Genomic DNA, 16,430 nt, shown 5'->3' on the forward strand with positions numbered 1-16,430 from the left:
TAGAATCCGGACATACTTGCGGCCTTACTGCTTTGACCCGACCGAGAAGCCTTATGCCCCGGCGATTATTCAAACGTTACATGCCTGACCCCGCGAGCATTCGGGAACATAAATCCTTACGCTTTCTCGGCACCCTGCTGCACGATCCCAACCTCTGGCACCTCAATCGTCATTCGGTGGCGCGGGCGATGGCCGTTGGCCTGTTCGCCGCTTTTCTGCCGATACCGCTGCAAATGCTCCTGGCCGCCGCGCTGGCCGTCACGGTTCGCGGCAACATCCCGATCGCGGTAAGCCTGGTCTGGCTGACCAACCCCATCACCATGCCCGCGGTATTCTTCTGCACCTATCAGACCGGCGCCTGGCTGATGGACGTTCCAGCCCGGACGCTGCCGGACGAATTGACCTGGGAGTGGATCACCAACCAGCTGTCAACGTTGTGGCAGCCATTTTTGCTGGGGTCGGTGGTCACTGGGTTGGTGCTTGGAGTCTTGGCTTATTTCGTCACCATGGCGTATTGGCGATGGTGGGTTGCCAGGCAGTGGCGGCGACGCAAGCGCAGTCGGATGAGAGAAAAACTGGACTGACCGCGTTTCCCCTCCAGACACGACATTCAGGGGTAATCCGAAGTCCTTGTGGGAGCGAGCCTGCTCGCGAAGAGGCCATCACATCCAACATCTGCATCGGATGATGTTCAGTCTTCGCGAGCAGGCTCGCTCCCACAGGTACGACACTTCAGACACGGACAGTGTCAGGTACGCATCCCTCGCCCACTCACCAGCAACCGCGCACAGCTCACATAAAGCACCACGGTCGCCACCAGCATGAAGGTAATTGCAATACTGATGCGAATGTCCGAAACGCCAAGGATCCCGTAGCGGAAAGCATTGACCATATGCAGCACCGGGTTGGCCAGCGATACGGTCTGCCAGAACGGTGGCAGCAGGGAAATCGAGTAGAACACCCCGCCCAGATACGTCAGCGGCGTGAGCACGAACGTCGGGATGATGGAGATGTCATCGAAGTTTCGCGCGAACACCGCGTTGATGAAGCCCAACAGCGAAAAGATCGTCGCCGTCAGGACCACCACCAGGATCGTCACCCCCAGGTGATGCACCTGCAGATTGGTGAAGAACAGCGACAGCAGCGTCACGATCAGGCCGACCGCCAGCCCGCGCAGCACGCCGCCCAGGGTGAAGCCGATCAGGATCGTATGGGGTGAAACCGGCGAAACCATCAGCTCTTCGATGGAGCGCTGGAACTTGCTGCCGAAGAAACTCGATACCACGTTGCCGTAGGAGTTGGTGATCACCGACATCATGATCAGCCCCGGCACAATGTAGTCCATGTACGTGAAACCGCCCATGTCGCCGATCTGCCGGCCGATCAGGTTACCGAAAATCACGAAGTACAGGACCATGGTGATCGCCGGGGGCAGCAGGGTCTGCGGCCAGATCCGCATGAAGCGCCGGACTTCACGATAGACAATGGTATTGAGGGCGATGAGGTTGGGGCGCAGTTCCGAACTCATACTCATACCGCCACCTTCGCCAGGTTTTTTTCCACCAGGGACACGAACAACTCCTCAAGGCGATTGGTCTTGTTGCGCAGGCTCAGCACTTCGATGTTTTGCACGGCCAGCTGGGTGAACAGCCCGGTGATACCGGCGGACTTGTCAACCTGGACCTCCAGGGTATGGCCGTCGAGCAGGCGAGCCGGATAACCCACCAGCTGCGGCGCGGCGCTCAGGTCATGCTTGAGATCCAGCAGGAAGGTTTCCACATGCAGCTGGCTCAGCAACTGCCGCATGCTGGTGTTCTCGACGATGGTGCCGTGGTCGATGATGCCGATGTTGCGGCACAGCTGCTCGGCCTCTTCCAGGTAGTGCGTGGTGAGGATGATGGTGATGCCTTTCTGGTTCAGCTCGGTGAGGAAGGTCCACATCGAACGACGCAGCTCGATGTCCACGCCGGCGGTGGGTTCGTCGAGGATCAGCAGGCGCGGTTCATGCACCAGCGCACGGGCAATCATCAGGCGTCGCTTCATGCCGCCGGACAACGAACGGGACGGCACATCGCGCTTATCCCACAAGCCGAGCTGGGTCAGATACTGCTCGGCGCGCTCGTTGGCGATCTTCGGCGGGATGCCGTAGTAGCCGGCCTGGGTCACGACGATGTCGAAGGTCTTTTCGAACTGGTTGAAGTTGAATTCCTGGGGCACCACGCCAATGCAGCGCTTGAGCGCGGCGGGCTCGCGGTCCAGGTCATGGCCGAAGACGTTCACCGTCCCGCCGGATTTGTTCACCAGCGTGGAAAGAATGCCGATGGTGGTGGATTTGCCGGCACCGTTGGGGCCCAGCAAGGCAAAAAAATCACCTTCGGCGACATCCAGATCGATACCACTCAGGGCCTGGAAACCGTTGCCGTAGGTTTTGGTTAGCTGCCGTATGGACAGAGCGGAACTCATATCGGATTACGCACCAAGAAGGGGAGGAAGAAGAATAGATAAGGGCCGGCGGCGAGCAATACAACCACGGCGCATGAAGGCAATGGTGCGTGGCGTCGCCGCACAAGTACAGTGAAGTGTGTCGATAGTAAGTATTAAGTCAACGCGGTCATGACGGCCTTGCGATAAGCCGGACGCTGCTGGAGCCGCGCGTACCAGGCCTCCAGCCGAGGCAATGCGGCGCGCTCGATGGGCATCTCGAACCAGGCATAAATGAAACTGCCCAAGGGAATGTCGCCCATGCCGATTTCGTCACCGCAGAGGTAAGGCTGTTCGCCCAGGGCTTGCTCCACCATTGCCAGCAACTGGTCGCACTCCTTGATTGCCGCATTGATGGCCGGCCAGTCCTGCTGCTCGGCCGGGGTGCGCAGCACGCCCCAGAACACCGTGCGAAACGGAGCGGCAAAGCTGGACGTGGTCCAGTCCATCCATTTTTCAGCGCTGGCCCGGGCCTGTATGTCATCGGGATACCAGGCCGAGCCTGAGGCATGGCGAGCCGCCAGGTAACGCACGATGGTATTGGATTCCCAGAGCACGAAGCCGTCGTCTTCTATCATCGGAACCCGGCCGTTGGGATTTTTCGCGCGGTACTCGGGCGTATCCACCATGCCAAACGCGCCGCCCGCGTCGATGGCCTCATAGTTCAGCCCCAGCTCTTCGGCACACCACAGCGCCTTGCGCACGTTCGACGAATTCTTCCGACCCCAGATCTTCAGCATCACGGCTTCCTCAATGGATAAATGCCGCAGCAGCATACGCCGGATCAACCGCGACTCAAATCGCCCTGCATGTTGCCGAGCAATAACGGCGTTTCAGCCAAACAATGGCGTTTTCTCACCTGACCAACGAACGATTTCCTACCGGTGTTGCCAACCAGACTGGCGCAATGCATCCAAGGTTTCCCACGAAATCAATCACATCGCGCCGACCGCCGGTTTTACAGAGGACGTCTAAGCTCTGAGGGTCGGTCTTGCCCTGGTTCACGGAGGATTATTTATGCTGTTGTTGTGGATACTGGTTCTGGTCGTCGGGATAGCCTGGCTGGCACACCGCCGCACCGCCCCGCTGCCAGCGCTGGGCATCGTTGCGGTCTACCTGTTGGCGATGGGCATCTTCAGCCATGCGCCCGGGTGGCTGCTGCTTGTCCTATGGTTGGTACTTGCCGCCGTTGCAGCCCCGCTGTTGCTACCTGACCTGCGCCGTAGATATTTCAGCGCGCCGATGTTCGACTGGTTCCAGAAAACCTTGCCACCGATGTCCGAGACCGAGCGCGATGCCATTGATGCCGGCACGGTGTGGTGGGACGGGGAATTATTCAGCGGCCGGCCGGACTGGGACATGCTGCTGGCCTACCCAAAAGTGAAACTGACTGACGAAGAGCAGGCGTTTCTCGACGGTCCAACCGAAGAACTCTGCGCGATGGTCAGCGACTGGCAGATCGGCCAGGCCATGGACCTGCCGCCCGAAGCCTGGGCCCATATCAAGGAACATGGTTTCTTCGCCCTGATCATTCCGAAAGAATACGGCGGCAAGGGATTTTCCGCCTACGCCCATTCCCAGGTGGCGATGAAACTGGCGACCCGCAGTGGCGACCTTGCGTCCACCGTGATGGTCCCCAACTCCCTCGGCCCGGCGGAACTGCTGCTGCACTACGGCACCGATGAACAACGCAACCATTATCTGCCGCGACTGGCCCGGGGCGACGATATTCCCTGCTTCGCCCTGACCGGGCCGCTGGCTGGCTCCGATGCGGGGGCGATGCCCGACACAGGGATCATTTGCAAAGGCGAATGGCAAGGCCAGGAAACCATCGGCCTGCGCTTGAACTGGGAAAAACGCTACATCACCCTCGGCCCCGTCGCCACCCTCCTCGGCCTGGCCTTCAAAGCCTACGACCCGGAGCACCTGTTGGGTGAAGAAGAGGACCTGGGGATCAGCCTGGCGCTGATCCCCACGGATACGCCCGGGGTCAATATCGGTCGCCGTCACCTGCCTCTTGGCGCCGCCTTCATGAACGGACCGAACTGGGGCAAGGACGTGTTCATCCCGCTGGACTGCCTCATCGGCGGCCAGGCCATGCTCGGCAAGGGCTGGATGATGCTGATGAATTGCCTGTCGGTCGGGCGCTCGATTTCCCTGCCAGCGGTAGGGACCGGCGCGGCGAAGTTCACCAGCCTGGTCACCGGCCAGTACGCCCAGGTAAGGGAACAATTCAACGTGCCGTTGTCCGCCTTCGAGGGCATCCAGGAAGCCATGGCACGTATCGGCGGTAATGCCTGGCTGATGGACGCCGCACGCATGCTGACCGCCAACGCGGTGGACCTCGGCGAAAAACCCTCGGTACTCTCGGCCATCCTCAAGTACCACCTGACCGAGCGCGGCCGCGAGTGCATCAGCCACGCCATGGACGTGCACGGCGGCAAGGGCATCATCATGGGGCCGAACAATTACCTGGGCCGCAGCTGGCAAGGTGCGCCGATCTTCATCACAGTCGAAGGCGCGAATATCCTCTCGCGCAACCTGATGATCTTCGGCCAGGGGGCGATTCGCTGTCATCCGTTCGTATTGAAGGAAATGGCCCTGGCAACTCGAGAAGACAAAGACCAGGCATTGGTCGAATTCGACGGGTTGCTGCTCAAGCACATCGGTTTTGCCATCGGCAACGCCGCCAGCACTCTGGTCCTGAACCTCGGCCTGGGGCACTTCGACAACGTGCCGGGCAATGCCCTGAGCCAAGGGTATTTCCGTGCCCTCAACCGGCAGGCGGCGGCGTTCGCCTTGCTGGCGGACCTGAGCATGATGCTGCTGGGTGGCGAACTCAAACGTCGCGAACGCCTTTCGGCCCGCCTGGGCGATGTATTGAGCAACCTTTACCTGGCCTCGGCGGCGCTCAAGCGCTATCACGACCTTGACTCGCCAGACCATATGGCACCGCTGTTTCGCTGGGCCATGGAGGAAAGCCTGGGTCAATCGGAGCGGGCACTGGACGAACTGCTGGTCAACTTCCCGAATCGGCTGCTGGGCGGCCTCTTGCGAGTGGTGGTGTTTCCTTTCGGCCGCCGTCACAAGGGACCGAGCGACAGGCTGGACGCCGAGGTGGCCGCCGTTATCGGCCGCGCAAAGGGCGATCCGACTCTGGAAGAGCTGCTCCAAGGCTGTTATCGCCCGCAGTCGCAAGAGGACCCGGTGGGTGCGCTGCAACATGCCGCTGACCTGCTGGCCGCCGCCCAGCCGCTTCACAAAAAGCTCCATGGAGCGTTCAAGCAGGGCCAACTCAACCCTGCGCCCGGCGAATCTATCATCGATGCGGCCCTGGAGGCGGGTATCCTGCAAGCCGGTGAGGCGCAGACCCTGCACGCAGCCGAAGAGGCACGCCGCAAGGTCATCGATGTGGATGATTTCGACAAGGAGGAACTGACGCTCGCCGAGGCCAAGGTGCGGTGATGCTGGCAGCGATCTGATCGATAGCATGTAAAAGCGGGCGCAGGGGCTTTATACTCCTGCGCCCGTTTTGCTCTTGAGGACTTATCTCGTGTCCAACGTCGTTGCCGATCACCTCGTCTTGCTTGACCACTTGCGCAGCATCCTGGTCGCCGTGGGTGAGGCCGAACAGGTTCCCGAAGAAAGCCATGCGCTGTTCCTGGAGCGCTTTGACGAATTGCGCGCGCAACTGCCAGTCGACCCGATCGAAAGCCAGTACCTGGGTCAGGACCTGCTGTGCCAGGTGATCGTGCGTTATCCACAGATCGCCCACCTGGTACCTCGAGACCTGCTGTGGTATTTCGGCGGCGATTGCCTGCACTACATGCCCGACGAAGAGATCGCCCTGTACCAGGCCCTCGAGGAACGTCGTTTCGAAGCCGAGCAAAACGACGAGCCGTTCGACTGGAACCAGGAAAAACAATTGCTGGCCATGTCGGATCAGGACAGCAAGCACTGATTGCCCGCTATCACTCGAAGGCCAGCACGGTTTAACCCTGCGGGCCTTTTTTGTGGGAATGAAAGAACATCGGGAGACCCGAATCGCCCTGCCCCGCCAATTTCCTCCCCGGCGCAAGACAGCAAAAAGATATTTTATTGACACCTGTTTCTTAGTTTCTTTCCTTCCGTCAGATTTCAGGCGGAAACTTCATTTGCGACGTGGCGCTTTGCCATGGGTGAACTACCGTCACAACAGCAGGACTCGGGACGGCATGTCTGACCACGCCCGAGGCCACCCGATCAGGCGATCAGGTGAGATACAGAGGGGCAGCCCGGGCCTCTTAAGTGATCCGAGGCGACCGACCAGCCTGGGATGGCCTCTCTGACGAGGATCACTTCATGACCTATCGCACCGTGCCTACACTAAAACGCTTCATACATGGATTGTTCTGGATGAGCCTCGGCCTGGAAGCAGCCCACGCTGCTTCGGCCAACTGCTCGCAACTGGACAATCTGCCCGCGACCTTCGAGGTCGGCCAAGGGCTGCAGAATGAACTGCGTATCCTGGCCCCCGTGACGAAGCTGGCGGTGGGCGATCCGAAGATTGCCGACGTGCAACCCAGTGGCAGCGATGCCTTCATTCTCACCGGCCTGATGCCCGGTGCTACCAGTCTGATGGTCTGGACCGAGTGCTCGAAAATACCGCGCCAGAGCATGGTCTTCGTGACGGGCCGGGCCACCGCGGCGCTGACCAGCGCCGCGAGTGTGCCGTCGGAAGACCCGATGCTGCTCGCCCAGGTCCAGACCGACATCCGCTTCGTCGAGGTCAGCCGGACCAAGCTCAAGGAGGCCTCGACTTCGATTTTCGGTAGCCGTGGCAACTTCCTGTTCGGCTCGCCCAGAACGCTGCCCACGATCGGCGGCGTAGTCCGTCCTTCCCTGCCGGTCAACAACGACATGTTCAACCTGTCCTTCGCCACCGGGCAGACGCTGCTGATGATCAACGCGCTGGAGGGCAGCGGTTTTGCCTATACCCTGGCGCGGCCGAGCCTGGTGGCGCTCAGCGGGCAAAGCGCGAGCTTCCTGGCCGGTGGCGAAGTACCGATTCCGGTGCCGAGTGCCGGGAGCGACAACGTGTCCATCGAGTACAAGGAGTTCGGGATTCGCCTGACGCTCACGCCGACCGTCATCGGCAAGAATCGCATCGTGTTGAAGGTGGCGCCCGAAGTCAGTGAACTGGATTTCACCAACGCCGTGAACATTGCCGGCACGCTCGTCCCGGCGCTGACCGTGCGCCGCACCGATACCAGCATCGCCCTGGCCGACGGTGAAAGCTTTGTCATCAGCGGTCTGATCAGCACACGCAATGCGTCTCAGGTGAACAAATTTCCGGGCCTGGGCGACGTGCCGATTCTCGGTGCATTTTTCCGTGACAATTCGATCAATCGCGAAGAGCGCGAACTGCTGATGATCGTCACGCCGCACCTGGTTCAGCCCTTGGCCGCCAACGCTCAGTTGCCGACGCTACCGGGCGAGCAACTGCGCAATTATGACCCGAACTTCTATCGCATGTATTTCCTTGAAAACGGCGAGTTCGACAAGCGCAGCGGGCTTTCCCAATGAGCCGCCATCCGAAATCCGAGGCGTCACCCATCCAGCCGGTGACAAGGGGAAATTTAATGAAAACATTGACCGCAATAGCGGCGGCCCTGGTGTTGACCGGTTGCGCCAGCAACGGCACCGTGGCCTCGCACCCGGCCAGTTGCGCCAAGCCCGGATCCGATCAGGATCTGGCCCTCAACCTGGCCGATGACATGGCCAATGATGGGCGCTTGTATGCCAGCCTGGCGAACCTCGAAGGTTTACCCGAGGAGCTGGTCCAGGTTCGCCTGCGCAAGGCTCGGGTGCTGCGCCTGATGGGGCGCAACGAGGCCGAGCCGCTGTACAGGAGCCTGCTCGGGACTTGCCTGGCCGCCGACGGCGAACATGGCCTGGGGCAGTTGGCCGCCGCTCGAAATGATTACGCCAGCGCTACGGAACACCTTGAGCACGCCGCCAGGATGGCCCCCACCGAAGGCAAGATCCGCAACGACCTGGGGGTGGTCTATCTCAACCAACGCCGGATTCCCCAGGCCCGCTTCGAGTTCATGACAGCCATGGAACTTCAGCGATCAGACTCGCTGGCGGCACTTAACATGGTCACCCTGTTGATCTACCAGGACAACTGGAAGCAGGCCGCCGAGCTCGCGAACATGGCCAAGCTGAGCCCTCAGCAGATAGCTGATGCCCAGGCCCGCGCGGAAAAAATCAGGGGCTCGGCCAGTCATCCCCTGACGACACAAGCGAACCGCCTGAACGAGGTCGTCGAGGCCTCAACCGGCGCGGCCAAGTAGAGCATTCGAGGAGTCCGGACAATGAAAACCCAACAATTGATGATCGTTTGCGTGGCCTGCCTGTCTACCACCGCCTGGGCGATCGAGCCAGGTCCTTCCTCCGCGGCGCAGCAAGGCACCGAGCGCTGGATGCAACTGCAGATCCGCGGTGTCGTGGCATCGACCAATCTGCAGACCGTCTCGGCCACCGAACGCGAGCTGGCCATGCAGCGCTGGCTCAATAGTTTCACCTACCCGATCCCGGAATTTTTTGACCAGGACTCGGGTGGAGAGATCACCAGCAGCAAATAACACCCGTCACGACAACCCCGGGATCGCAGCCTTCGGCAACCTTGCATTCGATGCAGGACTGCCGGGGCTGCGATCTTTTGTCTTACGGGTATTTGACTGAAACAGACCGGGGCCGCTGCGCGCCCCAGCGGGAGCAAGCTCCCTCGCCACGGGGTGTGGTGCCTGAAGGTGCAGCGACATAAGCGCGGTCAGCGGATGGACACGAATAGGTGGAGCAACACAAGCACCTGTGGGAGCGAGCTTGCTCGCGATAGCGATCTGGCAGCCAACATCTACATCGACTGTTACAGCGCTTTCGCGAGCAGGCTCGCTCCCACATGAATCTACGACAGACAAGCAGTGCTACATATTCCCGAAAGCCCTGAACACACCGATCATGGCGGGGCCTATGGCGACCAGGAAGAAGCTTGGCCAGAGGCAGAAGATCAGCGGGAAGATCAGTTTAGTGCCGACCTTGGCACCCATTTCTTCGGCGGCCTGGGTCCGCCGGTCACGAAATTCGTCGGCATAGATTCGCAGGGTATCGGCCACGCTGGTGCCGAAACGGATACTTTGCGCCAACAGGCTGACCAGGCCCTGGATGTCTTCCAGGCCGGTGCGCACGGCCAATTGCTTGAGCGCCTCGGTACTGGTGATGCCCGCGCGGATCTGAGCGTTGACCAAGGCCAGTTCCTCGGCCAGTTCGACCTGGCTGACCGACATTTCTTCAGCCACCCGTTCTATCGTCGTGGGCAGGGCCAGGCCTGACTCGACGCAGACGACCATCAGGTCCAGCGCATCCGGGAACGCCGCGCGCAAACGGGTTTGCCGTGCCAGCTTGCGCTTGCCGACATAGAGCGCCGGCAACAGCCAGCCGATGCCGGCAACGAGCGTCACGGCCAGCAAACCAATAGCCACTGAAACCTTGATCATCGGCAGCAACACCAGCGCAAGGCCAATCATCAGTAGCGGCAGGATCAGGCGCACAGCCCAATACATCTGGACCGCCGAGGCGGAGCGGTAGCCAGCATGCGTCAGCAGCATCTGGGTCGCCGAAACCTGCGTCGGGTCGGCCGAGGCAAAGCGCTGGCCGACCCGCTCCAGCAGCAGTTGCAGGTTGCCGGGCGCCTCCTGCCCCGCCGTGCTGCCGGAATAGCCGCGCTTGATTAACGCCAGGCGCCGCTGGACCGGGTCCTGCAAGCCCAGCAAAAGCAGGCTGACGGCGACGGCTGCGAGCACCGTGCTGAGGCCGATCACAACGATGAACAACAGCCGGGCGAGCTCCTCGCTTCCGGTGAACCGACTGAACAACCCAAGTAAGAAATCCATGACTGCCACCTCTGGGCACAACAGCACTTAAACCTGGATCCGGATAATTTTCTTGATCCAGAAAATTCCGATCAACATGGCGCAGAAGGCACCGATGATCAGCTTGTGACCGATGGGGTCGTTGATCAGCACAGGCATGTAGCTGGGGCTGGTGAGCACGATGGCGATCGCCAGCACGAACGGGATCGCCACCAGTACCCAGGCCGACATGCGTCCCTCCGCCGACAACGTTCTGATTTTGCGCTGGAAGCGAAAGCGCCCGCGGATCAACCTGCTCAGGCGCTCGAGTACTTCGGTCAGGTTGCCGCCGGTCTCGCGGTGAATGAGGATGGAGGTCACCAGCATCATCACGGTCATGCTCGGCATGCGCTCCAGCAGACCAAGCATGGCCCTGCGCACGTCGTTGCCATAGTTGATGTCGGAGAAGGTCATGCCGAACTCCTGGGCCACCGGCCCCTTGTGCTCCTCGGCCACCAGTCGCAAGGTTTCGTTGAACGGATGCCCGGCGCGCAAGGCCCGGCACATGGCGTCCAGCGCATCCGGCAAGCCCTCCTCGAACGCAGCGAAACGCCTGTTGCGGTCGCGCATGATTTTCAGCAGCGGCAGCCACGTCACGACAAACGACGCGATCAGCGCCATCCACCAGAGCGGCGACACCAGCAGCACCGCGGCCCCGGCGGCCACGCCCAGCGCCAGGCCGAGCAGCATGACCCGATAGGCCCGGTATTCATGGCCGGACTGCTCGATCATCTGGGTCAGGCTGGCCATGAACGGCAGTTGCTCCAGCCGGGCCTCCAAGGGAGACAGGCGCGTCAGGTATTTCTGCCGCAATACCGTCTGCATGTTGGGCAAGTGGTTGGCTTTCTCCAGCACATGCAGACGGCCACGAATGCGCTTGCGCATTTTCCCCGCCTCGCCGAAGACCGGGACCACCACGCCCTGGGACAGCAGGAACACAGCCACAAAGACCATGCCGAGGAACGCCAGGATGAATTCACCAGGAATGTTATTCATGACTGCCGACCCTCCATCCATTCAGGACGGAACAGTGTCAGCGGCAGCTCGATGCCGCGCTTGGCCAGCACGTCGCGAAACGCCGGGATCATGCCGCTAGGCCGATATTCCCCGAGCACCTCACCGTGCTCGCCGAGACCGTGGCGGGCAAACGAGAAGATTTCGGTCATGGTGATGATCTCCCCTTCCATGCCATTGATCTCCTGCATGCTCACAACGCGGCGCTTGCCGTCTTCTTGACGCTCCAGTTGGATCACGACATCGATGGCCGAGGCAATTTGTTGACGCATCGCCTTGATGGGAAACGTCGCCCCGGTCATCGACACCATGTTTTCGATTCGCCCCAGTGCATCGCGGGCGGTGTTGGCATGGATCGTCGTGAGGGAACCATCGTGGCCGGTGTTCATGGCGGTGAGCATGTCCATCGCTTCGGCGCCACGCACTTCGCCGATGACGATGCGGTCGGGACGCATCCGCAGGCTGTTGCGCACCAGTTCACGCTGGCTCACCTCGCCACGACCTTCGATGTTCGAGGGCCGGGTTTCCAGGCGCACCACATGGGGTTGCTGCAATTGCAACTCGGCCGAATCCTCTATGGTGACGATGCGCTCGTTATGCGGGATGAAGCTCGACAACACGTTGAGCATGGTGGTCTTGCCGCTGCCGGTCCCGCCGGAAATCAACACGTTCAGGCGTCCGCGGACGATGGCCTTGAGCAGCAAGGCGATGGCCGGGGTCATGGTGCCCACCTGGATCAGGCTGTCGGTGTTGAGCAGGTCCACGGCAAAACGCCGGATCGACATGCTCGGGCCGTCGATGGCCAGCGGCGGAATGATCGCGTTGACGCGCGAGCCGTCCTTGAGGCGTGCGTCGACCAACGGCGAGGACTCATCGATGCGCCGGCCGAGGCTGGAAACGATGCGGTCAATGATATTCAACAAGTGCTGGTCGTCGCGGAAACGCACGTCGGTGCGTTGCAGCTTTCCGAAGCGTTCGACATAGACCGAGGCGAAGCCGTTGACCAGGATGTCGGAGACGCTGTGGTCGGCCAGCAACGGTTCCAGAGGCCCGAGCCCGAGCACTTCATCGGTGATCTGCTTGATGATCAGCTGGCGGCTGGCCGTGCTGACAGGGGCCGAATGTTCTTCCAGCAAGCGCTGGCAGATATCGCGGATCTGCCGCGCAGCCTCGGCCTGCTCCAAGGCATCGAGCAGGGACAGGTCCATGACCTTGAGCAGTTGCTGATAGATTCTTTCCCGCCACTCGGCTTCCACCGGGGTAACCTGGCTGCGGGTTTCATAGAGCACATCCGGGACGGCCTGCTCCCATGGCATCAATTCATCCATGCTATCGGGCAGGCTGTCTCTCGGCTGGGCGGCTGGAGCCGCGGCTCTGGCGGGCTGTTTGCGCAAGCGGTTGCGGAAGTCGCTGATCATGGGTCATCCCCCGAAAAAACGGTTGAAGGCGCGTTTGAGCAGGCCTTTGTCTGCGGCCATCTGGTGACCGACCAGGTCCTCGGCCAAATCGCGCAGGGCGGCGGTGATAGCCGCCTTCGGCGCATGCAGCCCCAACGGCACGCCAGTGTTCTGACTCTGGCTGACCAGGTTGAAGTCATTGGGTAATTTCGACAGGTTCGCGCAACGCAGGGCCTCGCCAACATCCTTCAGACTGACGGCGGAGGTCTTGTCGTAGCGGTTGATCACGATCTGCAGTTGCTCGCCGCGCACGCCCAGGTCTTCGCGAAGGATCCGCACCAGGGCGCTGGCATCACGCAGGTGGCTGACGCTCTGCTGGACCACCACGTACACCCGGTCGACCTGTTCCAGGACTGCGCCGGTGAGGTGGTCGATCTGCCTGGGCAGGTCCACCACGACCCAGTCATAGCTGCCGCGTGCCAGTTGCAACAGCGCATCGAGCTGCTCGGGCTGGGCATCCTGGGGCAGGCACAGCTCGCCGGCCCGGCCACCCAGCACATGCAAGGTCGGGCTGAAATGGCTGCAAAAACCGCGAAGCGCCACGCTGTCCATGTCATCGACCTGCTGCAGCACTTCAAGGTGGCTGTGGGACTGCGCCACGTCCAGGTAATGGGTCACGCTGCCAAACTGCAAGTCCATGTCCAACAGCAGGGTATTGCCTGCACGAGCGCTGAGTTGCTGGGCCATGTTGCACGCCACCAGGGTCCCGCCGGAGCCGCCCTTGGCGCTGATCACTGCAATCAGCTTGCCTTCGTTGCCGTTGCCGAGACGCACTTCGGCCACCAGCCGGTTCAGCGCGGCCGCCAGCTCCGTATCGGCGAAGGGTTCGGGCAGCACGTCACGCGCACCGGCCTGCATGGCCAGGCGCATGCCCTCCTGCTCGCCCAACAGACCGCACACCAGCATCGGCGGGCGCTCATGGGCCGGACGTTGCAGCAGCGCCGACAGTTCCTCGCGCCACAGATGGCTGACCCGCAACAGCAACAGGTCAGGCATGCGATCGAGGCCGAAGAGCGGATCGACATGCCCGTTGCTGACCAGCCGGGTGCTGACTTCAAGGCCCGGCATGCGCTGGCAGACGCATTGCAGATCGCGCAGCGACGTCGCGTCGCGACTGCTGATCAGTAACCGCAAGCCGGGCCTGCCGGTAGCGGTCGTGAGCGGAGTTTCCCGGGTGTTCAGCATGGTGTGATCTCCCCTGAATCGGAATGACGCCCAAGACTTTCGCGTGGCAAGGTCGCCCTGAAGGTAGGCAACGTAATCGACACGCCCAAGCCGGGGATGAACAGATTGAAAGTGAAGTTCTGCACGCTCAACTGCACGTAGCGGATGGCCCGAAAACCTGCGGTGCCAGTGGTGTTGGCCGGGTTGGCGACGACAGCACCGTCGACGTCCAGGTACGTCAGCGCCAGGTTCGTGGTGGCCAGGTTGCTGATCAGCTGGCTGGTGCCGGCGTCCGTCGCGGCGTTGAAAATGGCCCGGCGCAAGACCACCGGATCGCTGATGTTGCACACCGCCGCCAGCCGTGCCCCGCGCCGTGCCGCTTCATCCAGGGCATTGGCAGTGAAATACAGGCGGCCCATTTCGACGACGCCGAACAGCAGGGTGAACACCAGCAGGCCGACGAAGGCGAACTCCACGACATAGGTACCGCGCATGTGCTTGCGGTTCATCAGAGCGCCCTCATCACAGTAGTCGCGACCAGATCGATGCCCAGGCGGGTAGGAGCACCGAAGAAGCCTGGAATCACAGTGCCGATGACCGGGGAAAAAGCATGGGTGATGGTCACCCTCACGTGATTGCTGCCCACGGCCTCGACCACCACGTTGCCGACTGTCAACCCCGGCACTACCGCCGCACCGGCGGTGCTGGGCACGCCATACACCGCGACGTTTTTTGTCCGGGTCCGCAGCGTGCCGTTCAAGTCGATGGCGCCAAGGGTGGTGTTCCAGGCCTGGCTGGAGACGAAGCGCCCGGCATCGCGACTGGCTTGCAGCAGCACGTTGTACTGATAAAGCATGCGACCGAACTCGCCGAAGGCCAGCAACAGCAGCAGCAACAACGGCAGCACCAGAGTGAATTCCACCAGCGCCACCCCTTGCTGGGCGCGACGCGGTCTGAATGGGACAAGTCTCATGACGCCTCCTACGAGTCGGTGCTCGGAGTGCCGCTGCCGTTGAGGTAGGTTTTATAGAGCTGGATGATTTGCGGGCCGGCATCGCTGGACGGCGTCGGCCCGGGGACGTTGTCGCCCTCGCACTCCTGGACGAACTGACCAAAGATGACGGATTCCGAACCACCGCCGTTCACCGGCTGCACGACGAAATAGCAGCCGAAACCGAGGACCGGGATCGAAGTCGAGCCGCTGAGTTTTCCGGCGCAGTCGCCGATGACGATTTTCAGCATCCTGCGCTCGAACACCCCATTGCTTTCACAGCCGCTGCCGCCTCCCGCGACACACGCGGCAACGCTGGCGCGCCAATCGTTGTAATCCAGGATCGCCTGGCCGCCCGCCGACAGGTCGCCATTGCTCGAGGTGACAGACTGGCCTTCGTATCTGGGGCCAAGCGCATCGTCATAGGTCATTGCCGGCGTGTTGGAGGCCGTGACCAGATCGGGCGGGTAGTCGGAGGAACTGACCGGACCGTTGTAGATCCCGAAGCGGGTGTTCAGGCCCTGGGATGTCGGGCCCGCCTTGTTGCCGGGCGAGGTCTGGACGTTGTCCCCGACACTGCGGCAAATCGAACCACCACCGGCCAGGTCTTCCCGTACCGCACTGCCGCCGGAGCCGAAATCGAGCAGTTGGAAGTTGCCCGGTCCGATGGGCGAAGTATTGCCTGCCGCAGTCTTCAACACTTCCAGGTCACCAAATCGGTAGCCCCAGAAATTACCGGCGGCCGGGTTGTATTGAGAGGTATCGCCACAGACCATGAGCGGCGCCAGATCGCACGGAGCCGTCGGGCTGGGGCCTGCCGTGGCGATCGCCGCGACTCTCTTGTTGCCCAGGCCGTCGCTGCCCATCGTCTGGACGGCACTCCAGAAGAACCCGTTCAGTTGATAACTGGCGACCGATACCCGTACGTACTTCGCATCGGTCGGGCCAGGATAGGAGAAAGGCCCATAGACGCTGCTGGCCAACTCGACCACGGCAAACGCCCCCGGATTGCCGGCGATGGCCGTTGCGAGTTCGGCGTTGCCAGCGGCGTCGGCATTGAGCGTCAGGGTGTCCAGGGCCGCCGTGCGGGTACTGCTGGACATGTTGACGCCACCGCTCACCTGGCTCAGGGTCTTCGCGCCACCCAAGGCCGCGGCATCCACCGCGTTCTGCAGGCGCGTCTTGTTCAGCAACATGTGACCGCCGTCCAGGGCCAACGCCGCCATCATGGAAATCGCCACCAGCGCGATCACCATCAATACACTCACCGCCCCTCCCTGGCGTCTAGGCAGCGTCAAGGGCTGCCGGGTACTGGAATTCATCATCGAGCCCTCATCTACAACGTTGAGGATCGGTATCGCCAGCCCGAGG

General features: G+C 61.6%; 16 protein-coding genes. 6 read left to right on the forward strand and 10 right to left on the reverse strand.

Going from position 1 to position 16,430, the window contains the following annotated elements; genetic code table 11:
- The first annotated feature begins 53 nt into the window (after positions 1 to 53).
- Positions 54 to 584 (forward strand): DUF2062 domain-containing protein, encoded by a 531-nt coding sequence (locus J3P94_RS19980; RefSeq protein WP_434569369.1) that lies wholly within the window; start codon positions 54 to 56, stop codon positions 582 to 584.
- Positions 585 to 748: 164 nt separating this feature from the next.
- Here J3P94_RS19980 and J3P94_RS19985 read toward each other — a convergent pair whose 3' ends face one another.
- The 3 genes from J3P94_RS19985 to J3P94_RS19995 all read right to left on the reverse strand — a co-directional run bounded on the left by J3P94_RS19985 (position 749) and on the right by J3P94_RS19995 (position 3,221).
- The gene (locus J3P94_RS19985; protein ID WP_434574258.1) at positions 749 to 1,528 is read right to left on the reverse strand and encodes an ABC transporter permease; all 780 of its coding nucleotides are present in this window, start codon (positions 1,526 to 1,528) and stop codon (positions 749 to 751) included.
- A 2-nt stretch (positions 1,529 to 1,530) separates the two neighbouring features.
- Entirely contained in the window at positions 1,531 to 2,463 is a 933-nt protein-coding gene (locus J3P94_RS19990) for an ABC transporter ATP-binding protein (RefSeq protein WP_305496072.1), read from the reverse strand.
- Positions 2,464 to 2,597: 134 nt separating this feature from the next.
- Positions 2,598 to 3,221 carry a glutathione S-transferase family protein gene (locus J3P94_RS19995; protein WP_434569370.1) on the reverse strand — a complete coding sequence of 208 codons (624 nt, stop codon included), beginning with the start codon at positions 3,219 to 3,221 and terminating at the stop codon, positions 2,598 to 2,600.
- Between the two features lie 277 nt (positions 3,222 to 3,498).
- Between J3P94_RS19995 and J3P94_RS20000 the strand changes: the two genes are divergently transcribed.
- The 5 genes from J3P94_RS20000 (at position 3,499) to J3P94_RS20020 (ending at position 9,107) form a co-directional block, all read left to right on the forward strand.
- The gene (locus tag J3P94_RS20000; RefSeq protein WP_434569371.1) at positions 3,499 to 5,946 is read left to right on the forward strand and encodes an acyl-CoA dehydrogenase; all 2,448 of its coding nucleotides are present in this window, start codon (positions 3,499 to 3,501) and stop codon (positions 5,944 to 5,946) included.
- An 88-nt stretch (positions 5,947 to 6,034) separates the two neighbouring features.
- The gene (locus tag J3P94_RS20005) at positions 6,035 to 6,442 is read left to right on the forward strand and encodes a PA2817 family protein (protein WP_305496075.1); all 408 of its coding nucleotides are present in this window, start codon (positions 6,035 to 6,037) and stop codon (positions 6,440 to 6,442) included.
- Between the two features lie 380 nt (positions 6,443 to 6,822).
- Positions 6,823 to 8,046: a type II and III secretion system protein family protein gene (locus J3P94_RS20010; protein WP_434569372.1), complete on the forward strand. Its 1,224-nt coding sequence runs from the start codon at positions 6,823 to 6,825 to the stop codon at positions 8,044 to 8,046.
- Positions 8,047 to 8,102: 56 nt separating this feature from the next.
- Entirely contained in the window at positions 8,103 to 8,816 is a 714-nt protein-coding gene (locus tag J3P94_RS20015) for a tetratricopeptide repeat protein (RefSeq protein WP_434569373.1), read from the forward strand.
- 21 nt (positions 8,817 to 8,837) lie between these two features.
- Complete coding sequence (locus J3P94_RS20020) at positions 8,838 to 9,107, forward strand: DUF3613 domain-containing protein (RefSeq protein WP_434569374.1); 270 nt, start codon at positions 8,838 to 8,840, stop codon at positions 9,105 to 9,107.
- A gap of 342 nt (positions 9,108 to 9,449) precedes the next feature.
- On the opposite strand, the gene J3P94_RS20025 is transcribed toward J3P94_RS20020, so the two are convergent.
- The 7 genes from J3P94_RS20025 to J3P94_RS20055 are packed head-to-tail and all read right to left on the reverse strand — an operon-like array spanning position 9,450 to position 16,381.
- Positions 9,450 to 10,415: a type II secretion system F family protein gene (locus J3P94_RS20025; protein WP_434569375.1), complete on the reverse strand. Its 966-nt coding sequence runs from the start codon at positions 10,413 to 10,415 to the stop codon at positions 9,450 to 9,452.
- Between the two features lie 27 nt (positions 10,416 to 10,442).
- Positions 10,443 to 11,429, reverse strand: coding sequence for a type II secretion system F family protein (locus tag J3P94_RS20030; protein ID WP_434569376.1), 987 nt, complete (start codon positions 11,427 to 11,429; stop codon positions 10,443 to 10,445).
- On the reverse strand, positions 11,426 to 12,865 hold the full coding sequence (locus J3P94_RS20035; RefSeq protein WP_434569377.1) for a CpaF family protein: 1,440 nt from the start codon (positions 12,863 to 12,865) through the stop codon (positions 11,426 to 11,428). The genes J3P94_RS20030 and J3P94_RS20035 overlap by 4 nt, the downstream gene beginning before the upstream one ends.
- 3 nt (positions 12,866 to 12,868) lie before the next feature.
- Positions 12,869 to 14,089: an AAA family ATPase gene (locus tag J3P94_RS20040; protein ID WP_434569378.1), complete on the reverse strand. Its 1,221-nt coding sequence runs from the start codon at positions 14,087 to 14,089 to the stop codon at positions 12,869 to 12,871.
- Positions 14,083 to 14,577: a TadE family protein gene (locus J3P94_RS20045; protein ID WP_434569379.1), complete on the reverse strand. Its 495-nt coding sequence runs from the start codon at positions 14,575 to 14,577 to the stop codon at positions 14,083 to 14,085. The genes J3P94_RS20040 and J3P94_RS20045 overlap by 7 nt, the downstream gene beginning before the upstream one ends.
- Positions 14,577 to 15,041, reverse strand: coding sequence for a TadE/TadG family type IV pilus assembly protein (locus J3P94_RS20050; protein ID WP_434569380.1), 465 nt, complete (start codon positions 15,039 to 15,041; stop codon positions 14,577 to 14,579). The genes J3P94_RS20045 and J3P94_RS20050 overlap by 1 nt, the downstream gene beginning before the upstream one ends.
- Positions 15,042 to 15,049: 8 nt before the next feature.
- Positions 15,050 to 16,381 (reverse strand): TadE/TadG family type IV pilus assembly protein, encoded by a 1,332-nt coding sequence (locus tag J3P94_RS20055; RefSeq protein WP_434574260.1) that lies wholly within the window; start codon positions 16,379 to 16,381, stop codon positions 15,050 to 15,052.
- Positions 16,382 to 16,430: the final 49 nt, after the last annotated feature.

Source organism: Pseudomonas sp. Z3-8, assembly GCF_051131975.1.
Taxonomy (GTDB): domain Bacteria; phylum Pseudomonadota; class Gammaproteobacteria; order Pseudomonadales; family Pseudomonadaceae; genus Aquipseudomonas.